Genomic DNA, 23,552 nt, shown 5'->3' on the forward strand with positions numbered 1-23,552 from the left:
AAAGTCCGCTATCTGCTTATTGATGCGGCACGATTTAAATTTGATCGTCGACTTCGCGAAGTGATCCAACCGCAAAATCGAACATAAATCGTACCGGATCAATAGCTGCCCATAATCCGCCAACCCGGCCCACTGATTCGAAACAACCAGGAGGACGTTATGAGAGATTTCCCGTATCACTGCGCCTTAATCATCGGTGCTGGACCGGGCATCAGCGCTTCACTCGCGCGGCGCTTGCGTAAGATCGGTTTGCAGGTCGGTCTAGCCGCTCGCGATGTCGAAAAGCTCAAACCACTCGCGGAGGAGACTGCCGCCGCCGTCTTCGCCGTCGATGCCTCCCAGCCGGAGCAAATGGCGAAGCTATTCCTCGACATGGAACGCCAGGTCGCGGAACCCGATGTTGTGATTTACAACGCAAGCTCGCGCGTTCCGGGGCCGCTCTCGAGCGTCGATCCTACCGCAGTCGAGAAAGCAATTGCTATTACCACGTTCGGCGCGTTCTTGGCTGCCCAGCAGGCCGCCAAGCGAATGGAGCCAAAAGGGCATGGGGCGATCTTATTCACCGGCGCGAGTGCAGGCATGAAGGGTTTCGCCCAATCGGCGGCTTTCGCAATGGGCAAGTTCGGTCTGCGCGGGCTCGCTCAGAGTGCGGCAAGAGAGCTCGGTCCCAAGGGCATACATGTCGCGCACTTCAACATCGACGGAGGCGTCCGCTCAAAGACCCGACCGGACCCGGGCGGCGAGCCTGACAGCACGCTAGATCCCGACGCAATCGCCCAGACCTATATGGACGTCCTTGCGCAGCCGAGAAACGCCTGGTCGCACGAAATCGACCTTCGGCCGTGGACAGAGCGATTCTAGGCAAAGCTGAGTGAGGGCCCCGGTGACTGTTGGACTTCAGAACATGAACCGGGCAAATGCCGTTTGGCAATTTCGAAGTTTGCGGCAAGCCGCCGAGAAATTGAATTTGCAGCAACCAGCACCGAGCCGCCGCATGCGAGATCTTTAGCTGGAGGTCGATGCCACTCTCCTCGAACGCACGAACGGCGGCGCCTTGCCTCGGCCGACAAAGGCTGCCTCGCCTTAAACAGCTCACTTCCGAGTACCGCCGGTGATCCACTGCGGGAATGGATGGCTGAACTGCGCGTGCAGACGTGGAAGCGGTTTTGCAATCGATTCGCCGAAGCTGACGTTAACGAGAAGCTTCCGGCCGGGATGGACGCGGGTTCCCTCGCTCGCTTGGTCCTGGTGATTGCGCGGGGCATGGCCGTCGAAGCCCAATCCGGGGCCAGCCGCAAAGACTTGCGCCGAATGATCGCCCTCGCGCTGCCGGTGTGACCTGACGCAGAACATTCGAACGGCTAGTTCGCATCCGCTGCCCTGGAGGGCCATCGGCGGTCACCATCAAGCTCAAAAGGCGGCTTACGTTACTCGCCGACCCAAGTACCCAGATAGTGTTGCCTGCAAAATGGACCGCTGGTGGTTACCTTGTATCGCAGCGTTTGGCGCCCCGCTTTGCAACTTCGACCTGAGCGCGCTGGAAGCCCATTCAGATATCGAGTCGCTCGGTGCGAACCTGACGCAGTTCAACGGCGAGGATATCTGAATCCTGCCATGCCCGCTCGTTATGTCATAGCGCGGGTCGGCACGATCGCTTGCGCCGAGGTAAACGCCGACTATACATGGCGCCCCGAGCCTTCGGCGATCTTCCCCGTTCTAGAGCAACTAGCGCACCAGAAGGTCAGCCCGATTTTGTCCGCAGAGCCGGTTGGCGTTCCTCATCCCGTTAAGAACTGCATATGGCGAAAGCAGCCGCCGGCTTCCCGCGCCCTCTTAAATGAACGACTGGTCACTCCCGGCAATGTGATCGCTCTCGAAATTGCACATCGGCCACCGAGCGTTTAGCAAACTGAAGGAACAATCCTGGAGAGGACACCCATGGCTTCGCGTATATTCGCTGCTCTTATTTTCTTTGCCGCCGTCACGTCGGGTGTGTTCGCAGCTCCGGTGTGTGGAGGCGAGGTCGTTTGTTCGGTTCGAACAGGAGACTACCGGATCGAGCTGCCCAAGGATGGCGACCTTCGCGGCGTCTATGTCTTTTTTCATGGGTTCAAAAGCTCTGCCGAGTTACAGATGCGACAGCGGCCGCTGGTTGACGTGACGCTTGCCCATCATCTTGCGTATGTCGCAGTTGACGGTATCGACGGCAGCTGGTCCTTTCCAAACAGTGCCCGCTCGGGGCGCGATGAGAAGGCCTTCATCGCCGACGTCTTCCAAGACCTGAATAGTCGCTACGGCTTTAGTTCCGATAAGACGGTGATCGGCGGTTTTTCCATCGGAGCGTCGATGGCGTGGTACACCGCTTGCCAGCAAGGCGACAAGGCAAAAGCGATGGTGACGTTTTCGGGCGTGTTCTGGGATCCGCTGCCCAAACCAGCTGATTGCGTCACGGCCATTCCGCCCATTGTGCATTTTCATGGGACCGCGGACCGGACCTTTCCGCTTGCCGGACGCGCCATCGGTACGCAGTTTCATCAGGGCAATGCTTTTGAGAGCATAGCGATCATGCGGACGCGCGCCAAATGCGATGTCACGAATGCAAGGAAAGTCACTCTGGACGGCATTCAATGTCAAGATGTTCCCAGCTGCATTCGGGGCGAGAGCGTCATGTGCATTCACAATGGCGGCCATGAGGCTCGCGCCGACATGCTCGACGCCGGACTGACCGCTGTCGGTTTTCCTCGCTGATCTCCTCCCGAAGAATTTTGCACGTCCTTGTAACAAGCGCGCCGCGCTTTGCGAACTCATGGATAGCAAGGTGTTTTGCCTTGGTTTGCCTGGACCGACCAGTTCGGTCCAACCGTTACAAAGGAACGTCGTCATGCAGCATTCTGTCGTCTGTCCGAGCATCGGGCATTCAATCGTTCATCACTTCGGGGAAGGTGCTGCGGTCTGGGGTCAGGCGATCACCCCAAGCATCGCTCACCTGGTCCAGGTTCACCGCGAACTCGCGATCGACTATTCGCAGATTCGGCCGGGAATTGTTTTTGACACAGTGCCGAGCATCGCGATGCTTCCACATGTCATTGATACATCGACCTTCCGGCTTCATGCGGATGCTGCGGTCTTTCGCCATACGGCCGGCCGTTCCGGCACCGCGATGGAGGCCGTGCTTCGTTGCGATGCAGGTGGCGAATGCTCTCTGAAGCTTTGGGGTCGCGTGGTGGCAGAAGACGGTGTTCAGCAGCCGGATCAACTGTCCCCTACTGGTGGAGGCTCGACTCTCCCGGTGCTCTTTACCGTTGCGTTTTGGGAGATCTCGCGCGCAACCGACGCTCGAATGCAAAGCATGATCACGGAATCGGCGGAGAAAGATCGCAAGATCCGCGAGTTGGAGGCGACAATCGCGCTCGCAATGTGCTCGCAGTAAGCGGATAGCAGCCGGCACACGAAGTCGTGAACGCTGGAGGATGTAACAACCGTTCGCAACTGCCCGAACAGGGTATGTCAGTCTCAACCAGAGGAAAGACCATGACCCTAACATTACGGCATTTCCTGCCATTGGCAGCGGCGACGGCACTCGCAATATCGACAGCTTCGGTCGCGCTGGCCGATGAAATATATGCGACCAACGGCGTCGCCATAAACGGCTACGACGCCGTCGCCTACTTCACTGACCACAAGCCGGTCAAAGGCTCCGACAAATTTACCACCAACTACAAGGGTACAACGTTCTACTTTGCCTCTGCAGCGCATCGCGACGCCTTCGCGGGCAATCCCGAGCATTATGCACCGCAGTTTGGCGGTTATTGCGCATATGGGACGGCAGAGGGGCACAAGGCCCCGACCGAGCCGCAGGCTTTTACCGTCGTCGATGACAAGCTTTACCTCAACTACAACGACCATGTCATGCAGACGTGGAGGACGGATATTGGCGGCTATATCAAAAAGGCAAACGCCAACTGGGATACGGTGAAAGAACAGCCTGCTCCGTGACGGTCCGTCATCATGGTGAACTGCCTGCTCGCCGACATGCGGGCAGGCAGCGTCCTGATCAATCGACCGGAGGCAACCATCCGAGCCATGATTTTTGAACCCCATTTTCCTCAAGGTCACCCCAGCCGCGATCGCGATTGTCAGAGATCGGTCGTGACGGAGCTTAACGATCTGGTTGACTGGACAGCGACGGCCGGCTGGAGCCGCCGTGGGGTAATCGCGGCACTCGCCGACTTGCTGGATACCGAAACCGTTGATGCGAGCGACTTGCTGCAGATGATGGCGGCCAATCTCGGTCAGCCGGACGCAAAGCGCGCCAAGATGGCAATTGGACGGGGCGGCCTTAAACCTTACGCGGGGAAATCATGCGGTTGATCGCAATAGTATTTCTTTTCCTATTTGCCGCCGGCAACGCGATCGGCGCGGGCGTACCGCTTGCGATGAACGATGCCTTTCGGCTGACGTTGGACAAAATGCCGGGCGGGGCGATTCATCTGCACTGGGCAATGCCGCCGGGATATTATCTCTATCGGCAATATATCTCGGCAAAGGCCGCGGACGGTTCAGCAATCCCCCTTGCTATGGCAGCCGGAGTGGAGAAAGTTGACGAGAATTTCGGCAAGTTGGAAGTCTACTTCGAAAAAGCCGATGCTGAGCTCGACCCTGTTGGCGGGTCCTTCACGTTGAGCTATCAGGGGTGCCAGGAACACGGACTGTGTTATCCGCCTGCGCGACGCACGATCGACACGGCAACACTCGCGGTTTCGGAACAGCCGATCTTTTCGCCGCCAACCGGCAAGCAATCCGAATGGTCCGAACCAGCAGCTGGCCACGACGATCAGACAGTCAGTGGGACTGCTGCGGATGCAAGCAGACAACAGACAAATGGCGGCAACATCGTCGATCACTTCCTTGCCCGCGGCGGCGTTCCGCTCTTGCTTGCGGCGTTTCTCGGTTTTGGCATTCTGCTGGCTTTCACGCCATGCGTTTTCCCGCTCTATCCGATTGTAGCCGCGATGTTGTCGCGTCAAGGAGAACGACTTGATGCTCGGCGCGGTTTTCTGCTGTCGATAAGTTATGCCGTGGCGCTCGCTGGGGCTTTTGCCATCTTTGGTGGGGTCGCGGCGTGGACGGGGGGAAATCTGCAGATAGCCCTGCAATCGCCGTTCACGGTCGCAGTGGTGGCGTTGATATTTGTGTCACTCGCGCTTTCAATGTTTGGCCTTTTCGAACTGCAGCTACCTTCAGCTTTGACAACCAAATTCGGGCGTCATGGGGAAACAGCGAGCGGGTCTGTCGGATCGGCAGCAGCGCTCGGTTTTTCGTCAGCCTTCATCATTGGTCCCTGTGTTACGGCCCCGCTTGCCGGCGCGCTTCTTTACGTCGCGCGCACCGGCGACACGGCTCTTGGCGCAGCCTTGTTGTTTGCGCTCGGTCTCGGCAAGGGCATTCCCCTGGTCGTCTTTGGCACGATCGGCGCTCATGCGCTACCGCGCGCCGGGGCATGGATGAATTCGGTCAAGTATGTCTTCGGTTTCGTCTTTCTCGCCTCTGGCATCTGGATGGTGGAGCCCCTGCTGGCGGAATGGATGTCGATGCCACTTTGGGCCGTATGGGCGATGGCTGTGGCCATCTTTCTCGGTGCCTTCGATGTGACAAAGGCGCGCGCGACGCCGGCACGCATGGGCCTACAGGCTCTTGGCTTGCTCTCGGCGGTCTATGCTGTTTTGCTCATCGTCGGACTTGCTTCAGGTGCGACCGATCCATTGCGGCCACTTGGAGGTATTGGCGGTGGCCGAGTGGTCGCGCAGGGTGATCCGGCAAAAATGATGTTGTCCATCGGCTCGAAGGCAGAATTTGCCAGCCAACTCGAATCTGCCGGTGCAACGGGCCAGCCGAGCCTTGTTTATTTCACGGCTGATTGGTGTGTGAGCTGCCGCTTGATCGACCGGAATGTCTTTTCCAGGCCGGAAATTGCCCAGGCGTTGAGCCCCTTGAGGACGCTCAAGGTTGATCTGACCCATATCGACCCCGCTCAGCGCGCGCTAATGCGTGAGCTCGACGTCGTCGGGCCGCCGACAATGATCTTCTTCCGAGGCGACCGGCAAGAAGCAGCGAATGGTCGACTGGTCGGTGAGTTCGGGGCATCCGATGTGCTCCAAGCAGTTTCAGAAGCCAGAGATGGCAGTTGAACGACGGCGATTAACTTTCGAGGACAGGAACCATGACAATGATCAATCGCAGGCGCCTTCTTTCGGTCGGGGCAAGCAGCGCAATTCTAGCTGTTTTGGCACCACGAGCGGGTTCAGCTCAGCAGCTCACATTGGAAGACGTCTTCCGCGATCCCGATGCACCCACACTTGGCAATCCCAACGGCGATGTCACGGTGGTCGAGTTTTTCGACTATCAATGCCCCTATTGTAAAAAGAGCCACCCCGATGTGAAATCGGTCGTTGCTGAAGATGGGAATGTCCGCCTTGTCATGAAAGATTGGCCGGTGTTTGGCGACGCTTCCGTGTTTGCCGCGCAAGCCGTGCTCGGCGCGAACGAAATCGGCGGCTATGAAAGGGCCCTGGAGGTGCTAATGGCAACGCCAGCCTCGCTGAGTGAAGACGACGTCAAAAGACTGCTGACGTCCACAGGGCTCGACCTTAGCAAAATCGCAGCAGCAGTGCGTCAGAACGACAAGAAAATCTCCGATCTCCTGACGCGCAACTACAATCAGGCTCAGGCCTTTAATTTCGCCGGCACGCCATCCTTCGTCATCGGCAAAACGGCATACTCTGGGGTTCTCAGCCAAGATCAACTTCGTGACCTTATCAAGCATGCCCGGTCGGCATAGGAATTGATACTCTGCTCAACTTGACTGAGTTGGAAGCCCGGAAGAAAAATGCGTGGACCGGCCTCGCCGGCCGCTTTGCTGTCCATGATCAGAAAGCCTGCATTGGGTGATCCTGCCGCATCTCAGGTCACGTGTTGCGGTTTGAGCTGGCTTTACCCGCGATGCTCGAGCCGGCACAGCAAGTCGTTCGTTGGTGACCCATTTCACCGCATTATTCGATATGATGCGCATGAAGAGATCTTCTGGAGAATTGGATGTTACCAGTCTGCATAAATCACGAAAACGTGACTGACTGGTGAGTAACGAACATCCACGCGTTTGCGAACCCCTAATGCGCTCAACAAGAGCGTCTATCCGATATGGAGAACGCAATGTCCGTTAAAACTGCTATCAATTCCTTCGTCCTCGCCGGCGCCGTCACCACTGCCCTTGCTTCGATGGTCAGCGCTGCCCCATTGACCAAAGCCGAAGGCGCAGCCGCCGTTGCCGCTCACAAGGAAAAGTGCTTCGGCGTCGCGCTGAAGGGTCAGAATGATTGCGCTGCTGGCCCGGGCACGAGCTGCCAGGGGACCTCGACAGTCGATTTCCAAGGCAATTCCTGGAAGTTCGTCCAGGGCGGCACCTGCACATCGATCAAATTGCCGAACGGCCATCATGGCTCGCTGAAGGCAATCTAACTCCACGCGCGATAGCAACGACAATCGGGAGGCGGAGAGACGCCATGACCACAGATCTGATTTCAACGACCGCGTCTGCGGCAAACACTCTCCGCTTTCCGGCTCATTCTATTGCGGGGCTTGCGGGAACAAGCTTCAAGCACGAACATCTACCTGCGATTACGGCCGAAGGCCCGCAGCGCGGTTTCTTCGAAGTCCATGCCGAAAACTATATGGGTGCCGGCGGCCCGCCGCACCGGATCCTCGAACAGATCCGCCGCGACAACCCTGTGTCGCTGCATGGCGTCTGCATGTCGATCGGAGGCCCTCAGCCGCTCGATAAGGCGCATCTGGAACGCTTCCGCTCGCTGGTTGAGCGTTATGAGCCGGCGCTGGTGTCCGAGCATCTTGCCTGGTCGACACATCAGACAACCTACTTCAACGACCTGCTCCCCCTGCCTTACACGCAGGACAGCCTGGTAAGGGTCTGTGATCATATCGATGAAGTGCAGACAACCATCGGCCGGCCGATCCTTCTCGAAAATCCTTCCACCTATATCACATTCAGCGAGTCGGCGATGAGCGAGACCGATTTTATCCGGTCGATTGCCAGGCGTACCGGCTGCAGGCTTCTGCTCGATGTCAACAACGTCTTCGTCTCCGCGACAAATCACGGTTTTTCGGCGCTGGACTATCTTTCCGATTTTCCGCTTGCCTCAGTCGGCGAGATCCACCTTGCCGGCCACGCCGAGCAATCTGACGACGAGGGCGACCTGCTGCTGATCGACAGCCATGACGGGCCTGTCGCCGACGCCGTCTGGAAGCTCTACCAGATCGTCATTAGTCGCCGTGGCCCTATACCGACTCTTATCGAATGGGACAGCAGCATACCCGATTGGCCGATATTGCGTGCCGAGGCGAGCGCCGCCCAGGCGATCCTGGATCACTATGCTTCCATCGCGTTACCGGATCATAGCCATGCAGCTTGATCCCACATCCGAGCATACAAGACCGCTCACTTATGCGGCGGATTTTGCGCCGGCCCTGACCAATCCGGATGCCGAGACGCCCGTGGGCGTCATCGGCCCGAACGGCAAGGGGGCGATCAAACGCTACAATGTCTATCGCAACAACGTCACCGTTAGCCTGATCGATGCGCTTGCCGGAATTTTCCCGGCGGTGCAACGCCTTACCGGCGCCGAATTCTTCCGCGCCATGGCGCGCTTCCATTTACGCGACACTCCGCCGACGTCGCCGCTGCTCTTCGAATATGGCCGCGACTTTCCGGCTTTCATCGAAGAGTATGAATACGCCCAGTCTTTGCCCTGGCTTGCTGACGTCGCGAGGGTCGAGCGTGCCTGGCTGGACGCTTACCATGCGTCGGACGTTCAACCGCTTGCTGCCGATGCTCTCGCGTCCGTGCCGCCTGAGCATCTCGCCGGTCTGGTTTTCACGCCGCATCCGGCTAGTAGAATCGTTCGCTCGCACTATCCGGCATTGACGATCTTTGCCGCCAACCGCGGTGATGATCCCGTCGGTCCTATCGAGGCAATCGACCCGGAAGATGCGCTGATCACGCGGCCCGATATGGAGGTGGTCGTGCGGCACCTGCCGCCGGGCGGCGCGGAATTCCTGATCTTTCTTATTTCCGGCGAGCCTTTGGGTGTCGCCGCAGCCAGGGCTGTCGACGCCTACCCATCCTTCAACATCGCAGCCAGTGTCGCTGGCATGATCGAGGCCGGCGTGTTTTCGGCCATCACTCCTGGAGACGCATGATGACATCGACCACCACACAACAACCTTCGATCAAAGACAGGCTTCAGCCGATCGTGACACTCGTGGAGATGGCGCAGACCCTCGTGCGCGCAGTCGCGCAGCCGACGCTCGTCCAAGCCGTTATGCGCGTCGCCCTTGCCGTACCTTTCTGGAAATCCGGCATTCTGAAATGGGACGGTTTCCTGCAACTGAACGACACGGCTGTCACCCTCTTTACTGATGAGTTCATGCTGCATCTGCCGGGCGGGCCTTATCCCTATCCAGCGCCGGTGACCATGGCTTTTCTTTCCGGCTGCGCGGAGATCACGTTTCCGATCCTTCTGGTTCTTGGCCTTGCCACCCGGTTCGCCGCGACGGGCCTTCTGTTCATGACGCTGATCGTCGAATTGACAGTGCCGGACGGGTGGCCGATCCATATCACCTGGGCTGCGATGGCGCTGTCACTTATGGCATGGGGCCCCGGCAAGGTGTCGGTCGACTATCTGCTGGCAAGGATCTGGAAGAGCAGCGCTGCATGATCGTCCCTTCTATAACAAGTAATGCAAGCGGCTGCACCGCATCGGAGCAACGGGCGTCGCAGCGGGCAACCTGGCGCCGCCCATTCAAATGTGAAGCCTCGGCGTCGCCGTGATAGTTGCAGCCGCATCGATCAGCTGCGTCTCGCAAATGGCTGGCTACGGTATCCCAGGAGCCGCGTTAATATGAATTTCTTCGTGGTCAACAAGCTCCTTGAGAATATCGTCTCGATCCTGATTGAGATGCGGCGGAGCCCGGTCGAAACGCACCGGCGTTGCTGACATTTTGAGGGGATTCCCGAGAAGCCGCAAGGCCTTCCCATCCTGCGTTTGCATCTCCACCACCATCTCGCGAGCGAGCGTATGGGGATTGGAAACGACCTGATCGACGGTGGCAACCCGGCCGGCAGGAATTTCGGCAGCAATCAGGCGCTGCTCCCAGTTCTCGGCAGTATCGGCCTGCAATGCCTCGCCTATCAGTAGATCGAGGGCATCGATATTGACGACGCGGTCGCGGTTGCGCTGAAAGCGCGCGTCTACGCTCAGATGGGGCACCCCGATTGCCGCGCAGAACCGGGCAAACTGCTGATCGTTGCCGACCGCGATGGCGATATCGCCAGCGCCGGTGGCAAAGGTCTGGTAGGGGGCGATATTCGGGTGTCGGTTGCCGATGCGCCCCGGCACCTTTCCGGAAACCAAGTGGTTCGTCGCTGCGTTGATAAGCCAGGCGACTTGGGCATCGTAGAGCGCAAGGTCGATGTATTGACCTTCACCGGTACGGTCACGGTGCCGCAAGGCTGCAAGGATGCCGACGGTCGCGTACATGCCGCACATCACGTCGGCAATGCCGAGGCCCACCTTGACTGGTCGCCCGCCATTGGCATCATCTTCTCCGGTGATGCTCATGATCCCACCCATGGCCTGAACCAGGAAGTCATAGCCGGTTCGGTCGGCATAAGGGCCTGTCTGACCGAAACCAGAAATCGCGCACCAGACGATATCGGGCTTGATCTTACGGATATCCTCGTAACCGAGCCCTCGTCTGGATAGATCGCCCGGCTTGTAGTTTTCGATGACCACATCGGAAATTGCGGCCAACCGCTTCACCAGGGCAACGCCGTCCTCGCTGGCAAGATCGATGGCGATCGATCGCTTGTTGCGGTTGGCCGAGAGGAAGTAGGCGCTCAGATCGCTGTCTTTGCCTTCGGCTGTTGGCACAAAGGGCGGTCCCCAGCTTCGAGTGTCGTCGCCGACATCAGGACGCTCGACCTTGATGACATCGGCTCCGAGATCGGCGAGCAGCTGTGTGCATGTCGGTCCTGCCAGGATCCGCGAGAGGTCGAGGATGCGCAGGCCTTCAAGGCTGGCGGATTTATTGTATTCAGACATCGAAGCCTCACGATTTCCAGGGCGAACTCTTGAACCATCGAACGAGATAGGCGGTCGCGATCAGCACGCCGAAGCCAAAGAGATTTCCAATTGCTTCTGCGTCGGTGGTGCGCCCGGCATGATCGAGCGCAATACCGATCGGTTGAGCGATCACCATGCCGGTGATGAAGACGGCAAGCGACTGCTGGCCCACGACCGTCAACACCCGCACGACAGGGCCGCGCAGGCGCGAGCCTTTCTCGCCGACCAGATTCACAGCGATGTAGCATAGCGCCATGAAGTGAACGAAGCGCAGCGGGCCGAAATTCGTCTTGTCGGTCCATGGAGCAAGTCTCGTCGCCGCCATCTGGAAGAAGGGGTGGACCTCCTGAAACCGTACCCAGGCAAAGGGTATCGTCAGCACGACGACACCGACGGCAAGCGCCATCAGCCGGCGGTCAAATCGCGGTGCCGGCAAGCTGCCGCGCATCAGGAAGAAGCCGGTGAAAAACAGGAGTTGCCACCCGAACGGGTTGAAGAACCATGGGCGATCCGACCAGGGTTCGGCCGGCAGCCGTGTCAGGCCAAATTGAGTAGCAAGCCAAAGGCTGATCATCAATGCAAAGGGCAGGAAACGCTGGATCTTCAACGCAAGGATCATCACCGGCATCAGCGCCAGAATGACGATATACATCGGCAGGATGTCGAAATAGTTCGGCACGTAGGTGAGTGTCAGTAGGCCGACAAGAAGGTTGCCCGGATCCTTGATGAACGGCACGAGATTGAGGCTGTCGACATAGCTGACGCCGTCATAACGCGTTCCGGCGACGACCATGATGGCGGCGACGACGATAAAGACAACAATATGGGCCCAGAAGATCTGCCAGATGCGTTGGGCGATGCGCGCGATTAGCATAAGTGCGCCGCTGCGATCGAAGGTCGAGCCAAAGGCGATGGCGGAGGCCATTCCCGATTGGAAGACGAACATTTCCGTCGCATCGGAAAAGCCAAAACGCGCCGGGATCCACAACGCCCAGCCGTCGCTGGGGATGTGTGCCAGAAGGATGATTAGCATGCCAACGCCACGAAAAAAGTCGAGGCGCGGATCGCGCGGACGCTTGATCTTCTGAGGAGCCAGCGCCGTCGCGACAACCTCAGAAGGCGCCATCGTAGGCGCTTGCGTCGAACCGGCAAGCAATGAGGCTGAAGCCTCCGCGCTTGCCGGCGGCCTCAAGCTCGTGACTGAACTCATCGGAATTCTCCACATTGACGCCATAGCCGCCGAACCCTCGTGCGACTGCGGCGAAGTCAGTTTCTCCAAGCGTGACGCCGGTCGACGCAAGCCCGGCCGATGCTTGCTTCAAAGCGATGAGGGCGAGACTGCGATCCTGGAACAGAACGATGGTCACCGGCAGATTGAGATCGCGCAGCGTGGCGAGCTCGCCGATCCCCATCTCAAGGCCGCCATCACCCATCACGGCGAACACCCGCCGGGAAGGATCGGCGACTTTGGCGCCGATCGCCAAGGGTAGGGCGGCGTTCATGGTGCAGAATCCCGCGGACTGGAGCAGCGAAAAGGGCTTGGTTGCCACCCATTTTTGCGACAGCAGAATGCGATGGGCGCCGCTGTCGACCGTCACCAGACCCTCCGAGCCAGCCGTATCGTTCAGGCGATCGATGATCGCGTGCGGGCCCCACGCCGCCTTGGTCGCGAAGATTTGACCAAGCTCTTCCCTTGCGACGCCGGGCTCGCCCTTTGCCCAGACATTTCGCCCCGCTACCGAACCGTTGAGCGCCTGGACGATTGCCCTTGGCTCGGCGGTGATCCTTGTCCCCGCATGGTGCATCGCGTGATCGAGAGGTGCGTTGCTGATATCTACCAGCTTCGACCGATCCGCGACGAAGTCCAACCAGCCAAGGCGCATCTCGATCGGGTCATGGCCAATCATCAGCACGAGATCGGATTTTTCAAGCAACGCCAACAGAACCTTGTCAGCAAGCGGCGAGAGTCCGGCTCCGCCGAGAGATAGTGGATGATCCTCACGCAGGAGACCCTTAGCCTTGTAAGTTGTGATGACCGGCGCACCTATCGTCTCGGCAAGATGTTCGAGGGCCGGGCCAGCGTTGCAGCGAGTGGCCTCAAGTCCCGCCAGGATTATCGGGCGTTCAGCGACGCGGATTCGTTCGGACACATTTCTGATCGCAGGATCGGTAATCGAAGCAGATGTGCCAAACTGAGTTGGCGGCCTGATAATCGCGTTGTTAGGACTCACTAAAGCAGCAACAGTCGGTGAAAGATCGAGATGAACCGGTCCCATCGGCTGTGTCGTAGCGATCGCCAACGCGCGCGCCACGGTCGAAGCAGCACTTTCGGGCTCAATCTCGAAAGACGTCTTAACGATGGGCCGTAGAAGCTGTGCATGGTCGATGACCTGATGTGTGTAACGCGCGCGCGTGCTGCGGTCGACGATACCCGAGATAACAATCAGGGGAACACGCTCCTGGAGAGCATCGGCTATACCATTGACGGCATTCGCCAGACCCGGGCCGACAGTCGTCACCAGCAGCTCAGGCTTCCCGCTGATGGTGCTTGCGCCAGCCGCCATGATCGCTGCCGATGTTTCATGGCGGGCAAGACTGAAGGGAATACCCGCTTTCTCCAGGCCATCGATCAGCGTCACGACCTCGCCTCCCGGTACCCCGAAGGCATGGCGAATGCCATGGGCGTGAAGGGTCTTCGCGACAATATCTGCGACACGGTTCGTGTTGGTGGAAATCGTCATCGTTCCTGCTTCGCTTCAAGAGTTATCGAGCCCTGATGGCAGCCTGCCCGGGGATGGTGGAACCGGGCAGGCCGCCTCCACGGCACGTCTTAGTGTTCGGTCTGGCGGACGACGAACGCTACGACGGTGCCGAACAGGACATGACCAATGAGCGATGCCCAGGTCAAAGTGATAAAGCCAAGGAATGCCGGCAAGCCTGCAAAAAGATGCGCCATCACATAGAGTGCGAACACCCAAAGGCCGGTCCCGAAACCGATACCGGTCAAGAGCAGCGGCAGCTTCGGCACAATCAGCCTCTGCAGCGGCCGGGCGATGAAGAGATAACCGATCGGATAGAAAATAATCCCCACCACGGCATGGATACATTCCGCAAGCAGCAGATTATTGAAGCCGAAGACCGACTGTATCAAGGCAGCCGGTTCGAGTGGTCCTCCAACCCATAGCGGCGTGATCAAGCGCGCCCAAATCTCCCAGGTAATATCAGCTGCAATGCCCGCAGAGACGATTGTGCGGCCAAGGCTCGGCTGGATTTCCGGAAAGACGCTGGTCTTATTCATTTCCATCATCGACATTGGGATTTTCCTTCGTTGATAGGGATTGCTCAAACGGGCAATCGTGCGCTGACCGAGCGCTCAATGGACTTAAAGAGCTGGTCATCGGCCTTGAGGCGCTGTCGGATCTGGCCGATGCGCGAAACTGCAGCATTGTCGCCGCCCGCACCGACGGCTTTCGCAAGCGCAAGCACGAAAAAGTCTCGCTGCGCGTTGCTTCCGCCTATCTTTGTGAGGTTTGCGACCATTCGGTCGATCATCTGGCGATCGGCCGGGGCGTCGAGACCGGCAAGTACACGAGCCATCGGCACACCGATTTCCGCAGCAACACGCGCCTGATCATCCATGCCCAGCGCTTTTGCGTCGATCTGTGCCACGAGCTCGGCCACGCCGTCGCGCTCACCAACGGCAACCATTGCAGCCAGATTGTGGAGGGCCGCAAAAATGAGCGTCGTATCCGTCCGGCGACGATAGGCGATCTCAGACACGTCGTGCCAGCGGTCACCCACATGGACGCCAGACTGCTCCATGCGCCATAGCAGTGAAACGGCGTTGGCCATGTCACGGAAATCGTCGGTCTGCTGCGGACGAACCTCGTCGTCATAGATTTCCAGAACCCGATCGTGGTCGCCGCGCTCGAGATGCAACAGACCGAGATGCCAGGCCATATGAAACGAAAAATTGTTGCAGCGCGACCATGCCTTGCGGCCGCGCTCCAGCCAGTCGACACCTTGTTCGGTGTCGCCACGCATCTCAAAGACATGCGAAACGGCGTGCAGGCCCCAGGAATCGTCTGGTTGGAGCGCAACCGCGCGCAGGCCAGTCGCGAGCGCCTCAGAATAGCGCCCATGCTCCTCAAGCGCGAAAGCGTGACAGCCAAGCACGAAGCCTGCAGCAGCAGCCGACGAATCGAGGCCGATTACGGCACGCGTGCTTGCTTGCAACATCGCCGCCGTATCCCCGGCCATGAACCGTAGAGCGTGGGAGAGCTTGAACGGAAGAAGCGTCGCCGGCCGATCTTCGAAGCCGTGGTCGAGCACATCGGCAGCGCGAGAGAAGGATCCCTCCGAAGCGGCTTCTAGCGCCCTCACAAGGATGCGTTCGTCACTCGTCCCGCCGACTTTTCTCGCCAACGAAACATGTGCGTCTGCAAGTGCGGTCGTCGCGACCGGCTCAAGCTCGGACCGAGCGAGAATAAGGTTTGCGAAGCCCTTCAACACATGCCCAGCAACATGATCAGGATCCGCAGCAAGCGTTGCCTGCAGGGCCGCGCCAGTGCTCGGCCGATGAGATGCTATCCCGTAGACCGCACTCTCAAATGCTCGCTGCGCCTCATTGCTGGCGGTGCTCGTTGTCAGATCATAGGCATCGCGTTTCATTCGTTTACTCCTTGAGGAGGGACCGTTGCCTGAAACCTCTATGGTCCCAGGCGAGAGCGTCCGACAAAGACCATTACGGCTGCAGCTGTTCGTTCGTTACAGCGCGGCAGAATTATTTTCTCGCAGATGCAACACGCCTAGCAATCAAACCTATGGAACCGGAAATTTTTTGAAACATCTGTAACAAAACGATGCCCTACTGCGAAAAGGCACTTGGCGGCTGATAAATGAGAAGGTGGCAGGACAATGGAAACAAGACGAAAAGCGGAACCCGTGGTGATGGTTACCGGCGCTGCCGGAAACCTTGGCCGAGCTGTCGTGCATGAACTCGTCGCAAACCGATATCTCCTGGTTTGTGTCGAGCGTGGTTTTGAAGCGCTGGAACGATTGTCTGCAAATGTCGGCCAGCCGAGCGACATGGTCCACTTAAGCGGCATAGATCTGACAGATGCTGATGCCTGCAAAGGCGCGGTTGACAGAACCCTTGAGAAGTTCGGGCGGATCGATGCCCTCGTCAATACCGTCGGCGGCTTCGAGACCGGACCCGTGAGTGAAGCAGGAATAGATCAGTGGGATCGGCTGTTTCGGATGAATGCCCAGACAGCCTACACGATCAGCGCTGCGGTGCTTCAGCCGATGCAGCAGGCCGGCTACGGCCGCATTGTTCATATCTCTGCAGCACCTGGCCTAAAGGCAGGCGCTAATCAAGCCGCCTATGCCGCATCGAAGGGCGCTGTTATTCGACTGACGGAAGCGATCGCCGCTGAGAACCGCGACAACCGCATTTCGGCCAATTGCATTCTACCAGGGACGATCGATACGCCGCAGAACCGGGCCGCGATGCCCAATGCGAAAACCGATAGCTGGGTGCAGCCGGGTGATATCGCAAAGCTGATCGGCTTCCTCGTTTCGCCTGCTGGCGGCGTCGTCACCGGCGCTGCCATACCGGCGACCGGGCGCATCTGAGGAATGTCATGTTCGATATGTACGATCCAATCGCCGTCGGAGTGATGATATGGGCCGGGATTGGCCTTGTCGTAGCCACGGCGTTTCTGCTTTTCGGTTTTGATAGGATCGATCCCGGGGCCCATGAGGCTTACGCGGTTCGGCCGCTCCTTGTTCCTGGCCTCGTGCTCCTCTGGCCGCTTGTGATCTGGCGGTGGATTATACTTTCGAACGAGGAGCGATAACATGCAACGCCGCCATCGCCGCGCCCATACGGTGATCTGGACCGGCGTCGCCGTCGCCGTGCCGATTGCGCTCGCCGTGATTTTCGCAAGCGTCCCCAAGCTGGCGACAGATGCACCAGCCGTGCGCCTCGATGCCCCGACAGGGGGAGGAGGGCAACCGTGAGCGTATCCTACAAACCGGTGATCTGGAACCGGACCAAGATGATCTATGACGCGGTTCTGCTGGCCGGCATCGTGATCTACATCCTGATTTTCTTGAAGCTGGGTCCGATCCTGTCGCCTGCGCTACGCGACACCGATCTTCCGACGCAACGCATGCGCGCCTTTGGCTCGCTGGCGCTGCTCATGCTCACTATCATACTTTCGATCGGGCCGCTCGCGCGTCTCGATACCCGCTTCATGCCGCTTCTCTACAATCGCCGCCATTTCGGAGTGATGACGGCGATTGTCGCCGCGACCCACGCCTACTACGTGTTTGGCTGGTACTTCTCCTACAGTCCGACGCCGCCATTGACCGCGTTGTTCACCAGCAATACGAGCTTCACGAGCGTCGTCGGATTTCCCTTCGAGCTCTTCGGCATTGTCGCGCTCGTCATATTGGCAGTTCTTGCGGCGACAAGCCACGACTTCTGGCTTTCCTTCCTGACGCCTCCGCTGTGGAAGGCGATCCATATGAGCGTATACCTTGCCTATGCAGCGGTCATCCTGCACGTGGCGCTTGGCGCACTCATCGATCGTCGCGACCTTGCGCTCGGACTGCTGTCGATCGGCGGCTTGGCGCTGCTTTGCACCTTGCATTTGCTTGCAGGGCGCCGGGAAAGTGCGGCCGACGCTGCTGCATCTCCGAAGGCTCCCGACGCACCCTGGATTATCGTCGGTGATCTTGCTGAGATCGCCGAAGGAAGGGCGATCATCGGCGCGGCGCCAGGCGGCGAACGCATTGCCGTCTTCCGCTCAAAAGGCGGTCTCTCGGCGGTCTCGAATGTCTGCTCGCACCAGAACGGCCCCGTCGGCGAGGGCAAAGTGGTTTCGGGCTTAATCACCTGTCCGTGGCACGGCTATCAATATCGAGCCGAGGATGGCTGTTCACCGCCGCCATTCCGTGAACGCATCCGTAAGTATCGCGTTCAGTTGCAGGGATCGATCGTACTTGTCGATCCCAAACCGTTGCCGCTCGGCACCAAACTCGCAGCATTCCCGATCCCGGCCGAATTTCTCCCCGCCGCTCCGAAGAAAGAAGGAATAGCCTGATGCTCAAACCCGCTGAACGTGGCTTCTTTGTCGGTTATTTCAAAAAAGTCCCTGCCGACGTCAGGGCGCTTATGATCGGCTTCATCGTGTTTTTCATTGCAGGAATGGCCTCGGCCTCGGTGCTCATGTCGCTCAACACCGACAGCCCGGGCGCGGGGAGCTACGCCGACGAACTGCATGGCGAGCATCTCATCGGGATGATGGAACTGAAGCCCTATCCGATCCTCCGTGTGCCGGCTGAAGGCTCGGAACCGGCACGGGCGGTGATGTTGGCGGGCTCCGGCAAATTCGGCGTCGACGACAGAGCGTTGCCGCTTGCCGGCAAAACTGCGCAAGTCGGCGGCGTCTTTGTCAAACGCGGCGATCTCGAAATGTTGCTGATCGGCGGCGACGACGATCTGAAGGCCGCCGATCTTCAGATCTCAGCCACATCAACAATCGCGGGCCCTCAAGACCTTGGTAGATGGCGCCTGACTGGTGAGATCTGTGATGGGAAATGCGGTGGTGGCGCGATGAAACCCGGCACTGGGCTTGCGCACAAGGCCTGTGCCAACCTCTGTCTGAACGGCGGCGTTCCGCCGGTGTTCGTCTCCACTGCTCCGGTCGACGGTCATATCTTCTTTCTGCTTTCATCAGAGGACGGTGGTCCAATGCCGGCCCCTCTGCTCGATAAAACCGGCGTCCCGGTGGTGCTTGAAGGCAGCGTCGAGCGGCGTGACGATCTGCTGATCTTCAAGGTTGACCGGCCGGTCAATGGAGCCCAGTCGTGAGTGAAAATGAAACGGCGACCCGGATCCGTCATGTCATCGGCCTTATCCTGACTATACTTGCGATCGGGCTCGTCGTCCTTGTCTGGAACTTTGGGCTCGATTATCTGAACGGTACGATATTCGAGGAGTTGCGATACGTCATTTTCGCCGTCCTTGTGATCGGCCTTCTTTCGGGATTGCAGAACCTTCTCTCCCGCTTCGGTCGCTAATCTGCGGCCGATCACGACGGCATATCGCGCTAGCATCAGCGCCGAATTGCGTCGGCATAATCAGGGCGATGTAACAACCAGGTCGATTCCAACGAACAGGACATGCGGACCACACAACTTTGTCCGCGCGCCGCCGAATTTCGTGGCGCAGCGTTAACGATCAGCACAGGAACAAGCTCATGGAAACGACGATCGAGCCCACAAACGAAGCAAACGAAGATCATATCCGTCATCGCGCCTATATGCTCTGGCTGGAAGAAGGGCAGCCGGATGGCCGGGCTGAAGAACATTGGCATCTGGCGCGGTCTGTTGCCGAGGCGAGAGAGGACATGCCGGATGCAGTGACAGTGTCGAAGGAAAAGCAAAATAATGATTCTGGATTCAGGGCCGGATGGCGCCCTGATTTTTCCAATCTAACGGTATAACGAGCACATGAAGCCGCAATCGATCTTCGACACTGCTGAGGGGCGGCGTCTGCTTGCCGAGAGCGCGACCGGTTGGCGCCGATGGGGTCCGTATCTGGCGGAGCGGCAATGGGGCACCGTCCGCGAGGATTACAGTGCCGATGGCGACGCCTGGCGCGCGTTTTCATTCGACGATGCACGAAGTCGCGCCTATCGCTGGGGCGAAGACGGAATCGGCGGGTTCTGTGATGACAGCATGCGCTGGTGTCTGTCGCTTGCACTCTGGAACGGTAGGGATCGGATCCTCAAGGAGCGGCTGTTTGGCCTCAGCAACGAGCAAGGCAACCACGGTGAGGACGTCAAGGAGGTCTATCATTATTTGGATGCGACACCAACGCATTCCTATCAGAAGATGGCCTATCGCTATCCGCAATGTGCCTTTCCCTACGATGAACTGGTCCGCGTCAATGGCGAGCGCTCGCGTCTCGAGCGGGAATATGAGCTCGCCGACACCGGCATATTCGCCGACGGCCGATTTTTCGATGTAACGATCGAATATGCCAAGGCAGCGCCGGACGACATTCTCATGCGCATCATCATTAAAAACGCTGCCGTCGAGGCGGAGTGCATTCATGTGCTGCCGCAGCTATGGGCGAGGAACACCTGGTCATGGAGTGACGGTAGTGAGCGGCCCGTTCTTGAACACACCGCCAGTGGAGACGTCTTGGCGCGCCGGATTGGCAAAAGGACATGGCGGCTCAGCATTGATCAAGAAGCCGAACTGCTTTTCTGCGAGAACGAAACCAACGTACCGCTCCTGTTCAACTCGCGGGCAACGGGACCCTTCAAGGATGGCATCAACGACTACGTCGTTGATCGGAAGGCCGACGCCGTCGGCACAGACGGTCATGGCAGCAAGGTCGCGGCCTGCTGCGCACTCAAAGTTCCCGCTCTCGGGAGCCGCGAGATCCGGCTTCGATGGCGGCCGGATGGCATTGCAACGAAACCGTTCATCGATTTCGACGCAATTTTCCGAGAGCGTATTACCGAGGCGGACGAGTTCTACCGCGCCCTACAGCATGGCATCGACGACGAGGACACTCGAAAGGTGCAGCGGCAGGCGCTGGCTGGCCTGCTATGGTCGAAACAGGTCTACCGCTTTGATGTTCCGACCTGGCTGGACGGCGATCCGGCCCAGCCCAGGCCTCCGCAAGCACGGCGAAGGGGCCGCAACGCCGATTGGCGACATCTCAACAATGCCGATGTCATCTCCATGCCGGATACCTGGGAATATCCCTGGTATGCCGCATGGGACCTCGCTTTTCACTGCGTCTCGCTGGCGCTTGTCGACCCCGCCTTTGCCAAGGGCCAACTCGCTCTTTTTACGCGCGAATGGTTCATGCACCCCAATGGGCAGCTACCTGCCTATGAATGGGAGTTCGGCGACGTCAATCCGCCCGTTCACGCCTGGGCGACGCTGAAGGTCTACCAGATGGACCGTGCGCTGATCGGCACGGCCGACGTCGATTTTCTAAAAAGAATATTCCACAAGCTGATGCTGAACTTCACCTGGTGGGTGAATCGCAAGGACAGTGGCGGCCGCAATATTTTTCAGGGCGGTTTTCTCGGCCTGGATAATATCAGTCCCTTCAACCGATCGGAGGTTCTACCTGATGGGGCTTCGATCGATCAGGCCGACGGCACGGCCTGGATGGCCATGTATGCATTGAACCTGATGCGCATAGCGATCGAACTATCGATGACCGATCCGGTCTACGAGGATATCGCAACGAAATTCTTCGAGCATTTTCTGTCGATCGCCGGCGCCATGGCAGACGTTGCGGGCAGTGGTCAGGGGCTCTGGGATGACGTCGACGGCTTCTTCTATGACACTCTGCACACCAAAGAGGGACGCATTCACCCTGTCCCTGCAAGATCGATGGTCGGTTTGATCCCGATTTTCGCGGTCGAAGTGCTCGATCAGGCCGCTCTCGACAAAGTTCCAGAATTTTCCAAACGTCTGCAATGGTTTCTCAAGCATCGGCCACAACTGGCGAGTTTGGTCCCGAAGTGGACGGACCCCGGGGTTGGCGAACGAAGCCTTCTTTCGCTGTTGCATGGCGACCGACTGAGAGGCCTGCTACGAAGGATGCTCGACCCGGGCGAATTTCTTTCCGAATTTGGCATAAGGTCGATGTCCAAGGCACATCTCGATGCACCATGCAGCGTAAGTTTCGCTGGAATGCAGCTCGACGCCAGCTATACGCCGGCAGAGGCGGTCACCGGCCTGTTCGGAGGCAATTCGAATTGGCGCGGGCCGATATGGATGCCGGTCAACTTTCTCCTTATCGATTCGTTGCGGAAATTCCATGCTTACTTCGGCGACGACTTTAAGGTCGAATGCCCGGTTGGATCAGGTCACATGCTCCATCTGGAAGAAGTGGCGGATGAGTTAAGCCGGCGGTTGCAGAAGCTTTTCGCAAGCGACGCGGGCGGGCGACGGTCGTCCGTGAGATCAGACGCGACGATCGATGACAATTTGTTGTTCCACGAGTATTTTCACGGTGACACCGGCGAGGGACTTGGTGCTTCGCACCAGACGGGGTGGACGGCTCTTATTGCCAATCTTCTCCACGATCGGGGCATAACAACGCGCCGCTAGCACTGCAATGGCCGATTCACAAGTCAAATGAACCGACCAACTCCGTAGCTGCGAGGCTCTGACCTTATCCCCCGTACCGAACTGCGGGCGAGAACCATGGTATGATTATTTTCCGCCTGCTGTAACGAACCACTCGCTCTGTGCGTGTCAATCGGCGCGGAATGTTGACCCCTTATCGGCGTCCAATCTTCACCCCCCTGTAGACGACGAGCGCTTGGCCTGCCCGGCGCTGGCCGGGGTTGCAGAGGGTAGGCCAAGTGCGGGTGATGGGTATCTTCGGCTTTAGCTTTGAGAGCGGTTTTTGAAGCGCCAGGATTCGTTTCCGGTCTCAGCGATCTCGCAATGGTGGGTCAGCCGGTCGAGGAGCGCCGTCGTCATCTTGGCGTCGCCGAACACCGTCGGCCATTCACCGAAGGCCAGGTTTGTCGTTACGATGATTGAAGTGCGCTCGTAGAGCCTGCTGATCAGGTGGAACAGGAGCTGGCCACCGGCTTGTGCGAACGGCAGGTAGCCGAGTTCATCGAGGATGATGAAGTCGAGGCGATTGAGGTAGTCCGCTGTTCGTCCCTGCTTTCCGCTGCGCGTTTCCATTTCCAGCCGATTGACCAGATCAACGACATTGAAGAAGCGGCCACGCGTTCCGTTGCGGATGAGAGCACGGGCAATTGCAATGGCCAGGTGGCTCTTGCCTGTTCCCGTGCCGCCGACGAGAACGACGTTGCGCTGATCGGCGACGAATGTGCCGGTAGCCAGCTCTCGCACCAGGGATTCATTGACGGGCGTATTGGTGAAGTCGAAGTCATCGATGTCCTTGGCCAGTGGCAGCTTGGCGATACTGAGCTGGTAGCGAATGGACCGGGCCTGCTTCTCGGCGATCTCCGACTGCAGGAGGTCACCGACGATGCGCGGCGGTTCGTGTTGCCGTTTGATGCCATTGCCCATGACCTCGTCGTAAGCGCTGCCCATTCCGTAGAGCTTCAACGTGCTCATCAGTTCGAGAACCTGTGTGCGTTCCATCAGCTTGCCCTCCTGAGCCTGTCGTAACGGGCGCAATCGGCGACCGGCTCATGGGTCAATCGAAGCGCATCGGGGGTTTGAAGAGTGATGGCAGGCGCAGGGTCACGACTGCGAGCCAGGATATTGATGATCACCGAGGCAGAGCAGACGCCGTGATCCACCGCCTCCTGGCAGGCCGCATCG

General features: G+C 58.7%; 25 protein-coding genes and 1 pseudogene. 19 read left to right on the plus strand and 7 right to left on the minus strand.

Features of this window, described 5'->3' with window-relative positions; genetic code table 11:
* Positions 1 to 159: 159 nt before the first annotated feature.
* The 12 genes from GA0061101_RS32870 (at position 160) to GA0061101_RS32925 (ending at position 9,788) form a co-directional block, all read left to right on the plus strand.
* Positions 160 to 861 carry an SDR family NAD(P)-dependent oxidoreductase gene (locus GA0061101_RS32870; RefSeq protein WP_037198382.1) on the plus strand — a complete coding sequence of 234 codons (702 nt, stop codon included), beginning with the start codon at positions 160 to 162 and terminating at the stop codon, positions 859 to 861.
* A gap of 270 nt (positions 862 to 1,131) precedes the next feature.
* Positions 1,132 to 1,338, plus strand: coding sequence for a hypothetical protein (locus GA0061101_RS32875; protein WP_051963838.1), 207 nt, complete (start codon positions 1,132 to 1,134; stop codon positions 1,336 to 1,338).
* A 654-nt stretch (positions 1,339 to 1,992) separates the two neighbouring features.
* Positions 1,993 to 2,748 carry a CE1 family esterase gene (locus GA0061101_RS32880; RefSeq protein WP_245297618.1) on the plus strand — a complete coding sequence of 252 codons (756 nt, stop codon included), beginning with the start codon at positions 1,993 to 1,995 and terminating at the stop codon, positions 2,746 to 2,748.
* A 58-nt stretch (positions 2,749 to 2,806) separates the two neighbouring features.
* The gene (locus GA0061101_RS32885; RefSeq protein ID WP_245297619.1) at positions 2,807 to 3,430 is read left to right on the plus strand and encodes a hypothetical protein; all 624 of its coding nucleotides are present in this window, start codon (positions 2,807 to 2,809) and stop codon (positions 3,428 to 3,430) included.
* Between the two features lie 101 nt (positions 3,431 to 3,531).
* Positions 3,532 to 3,996, plus strand: a complete 465-nt coding sequence (locus tag GA0061101_RS32890) for a YHS domain-containing (seleno)protein (RefSeq protein ID WP_037198387.1) — start codon at positions 3,532 to 3,534, stop codon at positions 3,994 to 3,996.
* 153 nt (positions 3,997 to 4,149) lie between these two features.
* Complete coding sequence (locus GA0061101_RS39065; protein ID WP_141694148.1) at positions 4,150 to 4,371, plus strand: hypothetical protein; 222 nt, start codon at positions 4,150 to 4,152, stop codon at positions 4,369 to 4,371.
* On the plus strand, positions 4,362 to 6,188 hold the full coding sequence (gene dsbD / locus GA0061101_RS32900) for a protein-disulfide reductase DsbD (protein ID WP_037198390.1): 1,827 nt from the start codon (positions 4,362 to 4,364) through the stop codon (positions 6,186 to 6,188). Before GA0061101_RS39065 ends, dsbD begins: the two co-directional genes overlap by 10 nt.
* A 38-nt stretch (positions 6,189 to 6,226) precedes the next feature.
* Positions 6,227 to 6,838, plus strand: coding sequence for a DsbA family protein (locus tag GA0061101_RS32905; protein WP_037198391.1), 612 nt, complete (start codon positions 6,227 to 6,229; stop codon positions 6,836 to 6,838).
* Positions 6,839 to 7,209: 371 nt separating this feature from the next.
* On the plus strand, positions 7,210 to 7,515 hold the full coding sequence (locus GA0061101_RS32910; protein ID WP_037198392.1) for a BufA1 family periplasmic bufferin-type metallophore: 306 nt from the start codon (positions 7,210 to 7,212) through the stop codon (positions 7,513 to 7,515).
* A gap of 44 nt (positions 7,516 to 7,559) precedes the next feature.
* Complete coding sequence (gene bufB / locus GA0061101_RS32915; protein WP_037198393.1) at positions 7,560 to 8,483, plus strand: MNIO family bufferin maturase; 924 nt, start codon at positions 7,560 to 7,562, stop codon at positions 8,481 to 8,483.
* A complete protein-coding gene (locus tag GA0061101_RS32920; protein WP_037198394.1) occupies positions 8,473 to 9,270 on the plus strand; it encodes an HvfC/BufC N-terminal domain-containing protein in 798 nt (265 codons plus the stop codon). The genes bufB and GA0061101_RS32920 overlap by 11 nt, the downstream gene beginning before the upstream one ends.
* Entirely contained in the window at positions 9,270 to 9,788 is a 519-nt protein-coding gene (locus GA0061101_RS32925; RefSeq protein ID WP_037198395.1) for a DoxX family protein, read from the plus strand. The genes GA0061101_RS32920 and GA0061101_RS32925 overlap by 1 nt, the downstream gene beginning before the upstream one ends.
* 156 nt (positions 9,789 to 9,944) lie before the next feature.
* Here the strand turns inward: GA0061101_RS32925 and GA0061101_RS32930 are convergent, their stop codons facing one another.
* The 5 genes from GA0061101_RS32930 to GA0061101_RS32950 form a co-directional block, all read right to left on the minus strand.
* A complete protein-coding gene (locus tag GA0061101_RS32930) occupies positions 9,945 to 11,174 on the minus strand; it encodes a CaiB/BaiF CoA transferase family protein (protein WP_037198397.1) in 1,230 nt (409 codons plus the stop codon).
* A 7-nt stretch (positions 11,175 to 11,181) separates the two neighbouring features.
* A complete protein-coding gene (locus tag GA0061101_RS32935; protein WP_037198399.1) occupies positions 11,182 to 12,321 on the minus strand; it encodes an OpgC family protein in 1,140 nt (379 codons plus the stop codon).
* On the minus strand, positions 12,308 to 13,936 hold the full coding sequence (locus GA0061101_RS32940) for a thiamine pyrophosphate-binding protein (protein WP_092576673.1): 1,629 nt from the start codon (positions 13,934 to 13,936) through the stop codon (positions 12,308 to 12,310). The genes GA0061101_RS32935 and GA0061101_RS32940 overlap by 14 nt, the downstream gene beginning before the upstream one ends.
* 89 nt (positions 13,937 to 14,025) lie before the next feature.
* Positions 14,026 to 14,508, minus strand: coding sequence for a hypothetical protein (locus GA0061101_RS32945; protein ID WP_037198403.1), 483 nt, complete (start codon positions 14,506 to 14,508; stop codon positions 14,026 to 14,028).
* A gap of 29 nt (positions 14,509 to 14,537) precedes the next feature.
* Positions 14,538 to 15,866 (minus strand): tetratricopeptide repeat protein, encoded by a 1,329-nt coding sequence (locus tag GA0061101_RS32950; protein WP_037198405.1) that lies wholly within the window; start codon positions 15,864 to 15,866, stop codon positions 14,538 to 14,540.
* A gap of 246 nt (positions 15,867 to 16,112) precedes the next feature.
* Here GA0061101_RS32950 and GA0061101_RS32955 point away from each other — a divergent pair, with 246 nt between their 5' ends.
* From GA0061101_RS32955 to GA0061101_RS32985, 7 genes are all read left to right on the plus strand, one after another.
* A complete protein-coding gene (locus tag GA0061101_RS32955) occupies positions 16,113 to 16,832 on the plus strand; it encodes an SDR family NAD(P)-dependent oxidoreductase (protein WP_037198406.1) in 720 nt (239 codons plus the stop codon).
* 225 nt (positions 16,833 to 17,057) lie between these two features.
* Positions 17,058 to 17,219 carry a hypothetical protein gene (locus GA0061101_RS39645; RefSeq protein WP_167669622.1) on the plus strand — a complete coding sequence of 54 codons (162 nt, stop codon included), beginning with the start codon at positions 17,058 to 17,060 and terminating at the stop codon, positions 17,217 to 17,219.
* Positions 17,216 to 18,307, plus strand: a complete 1,092-nt coding sequence (locus GA0061101_RS32965) for a Rieske 2Fe-2S domain-containing protein (protein WP_037198409.1) — start codon at positions 17,216 to 17,218, stop codon at positions 18,305 to 18,307. Before GA0061101_RS39645 ends, GA0061101_RS32965 begins: the two co-directional genes overlap by 4 nt.
* A gap of 71 nt (positions 18,308 to 18,378) precedes the next feature.
* Positions 18,379 to 19,077 carry a hypothetical protein gene (locus tag GA0061101_RS32970; protein WP_245297620.1) on the plus strand — a complete coding sequence of 233 codons (699 nt, stop codon included), beginning with the start codon at positions 18,379 to 18,381 and terminating at the stop codon, positions 19,075 to 19,077.
* Positions 19,074 to 19,286, plus strand: coding sequence for a hypothetical protein (locus tag GA0061101_RS32975; RefSeq protein ID WP_037198411.1), 213 nt, complete (start codon positions 19,074 to 19,076; stop codon positions 19,284 to 19,286). Before GA0061101_RS32970 ends, GA0061101_RS32975 begins: the two co-directional genes overlap by 4 nt.
* Positions 19,287 to 19,465: 179 nt before the next feature.
* Entirely contained in the window at positions 19,466 to 19,711 is a 246-nt protein-coding gene (locus GA0061101_RS32980) for a DUF2934 domain-containing protein (protein WP_092576679.1), read from the plus strand.
* A gap of 7 nt (positions 19,712 to 19,718) precedes the next feature.
* The gene (locus GA0061101_RS32985; protein ID WP_037198413.1) at positions 19,719 to 22,352 is read left to right on the plus strand and encodes an MGH1-like glycoside hydrolase domain-containing protein; all 2,634 of its coding nucleotides are present in this window, start codon (positions 19,719 to 19,721) and stop codon (positions 22,350 to 22,352) included.
* Positions 22,353 to 22,634: 282 nt separating this feature from the next.
* Here GA0061101_RS32985 and istB read toward each other — a convergent pair whose 3' ends face one another.
* Together istB and GA0061101_RS39930 are read right to left on the minus strand one after the other, a co-directional pair.
* The gene (gene istB, locus GA0061101_RS32995; protein ID WP_092576682.1) at positions 22,635 to 23,369 is read right to left on the minus strand and encodes an IS21-like element helper ATPase IstB; all 735 of its coding nucleotides are present in this window, start codon (positions 23,367 to 23,369) and stop codon (positions 22,635 to 22,637) included.
* A 5-nt stretch (positions 23,370 to 23,374) separates the two neighbouring features.
* Positions 23,375 to 23,552 (minus strand): annotated as a pseudogene (locus GA0061101_RS39930) (IS21 family transposase); the annotation flags it as partial.

It is taken from the genome of Martinezella lusitana (assembly GCF_900094565.1).
GTDB lineage: Bacteria > Pseudomonadota > Alphaproteobacteria > Rhizobiales > Rhizobiaceae > Rhizobium > Rhizobium lusitanum.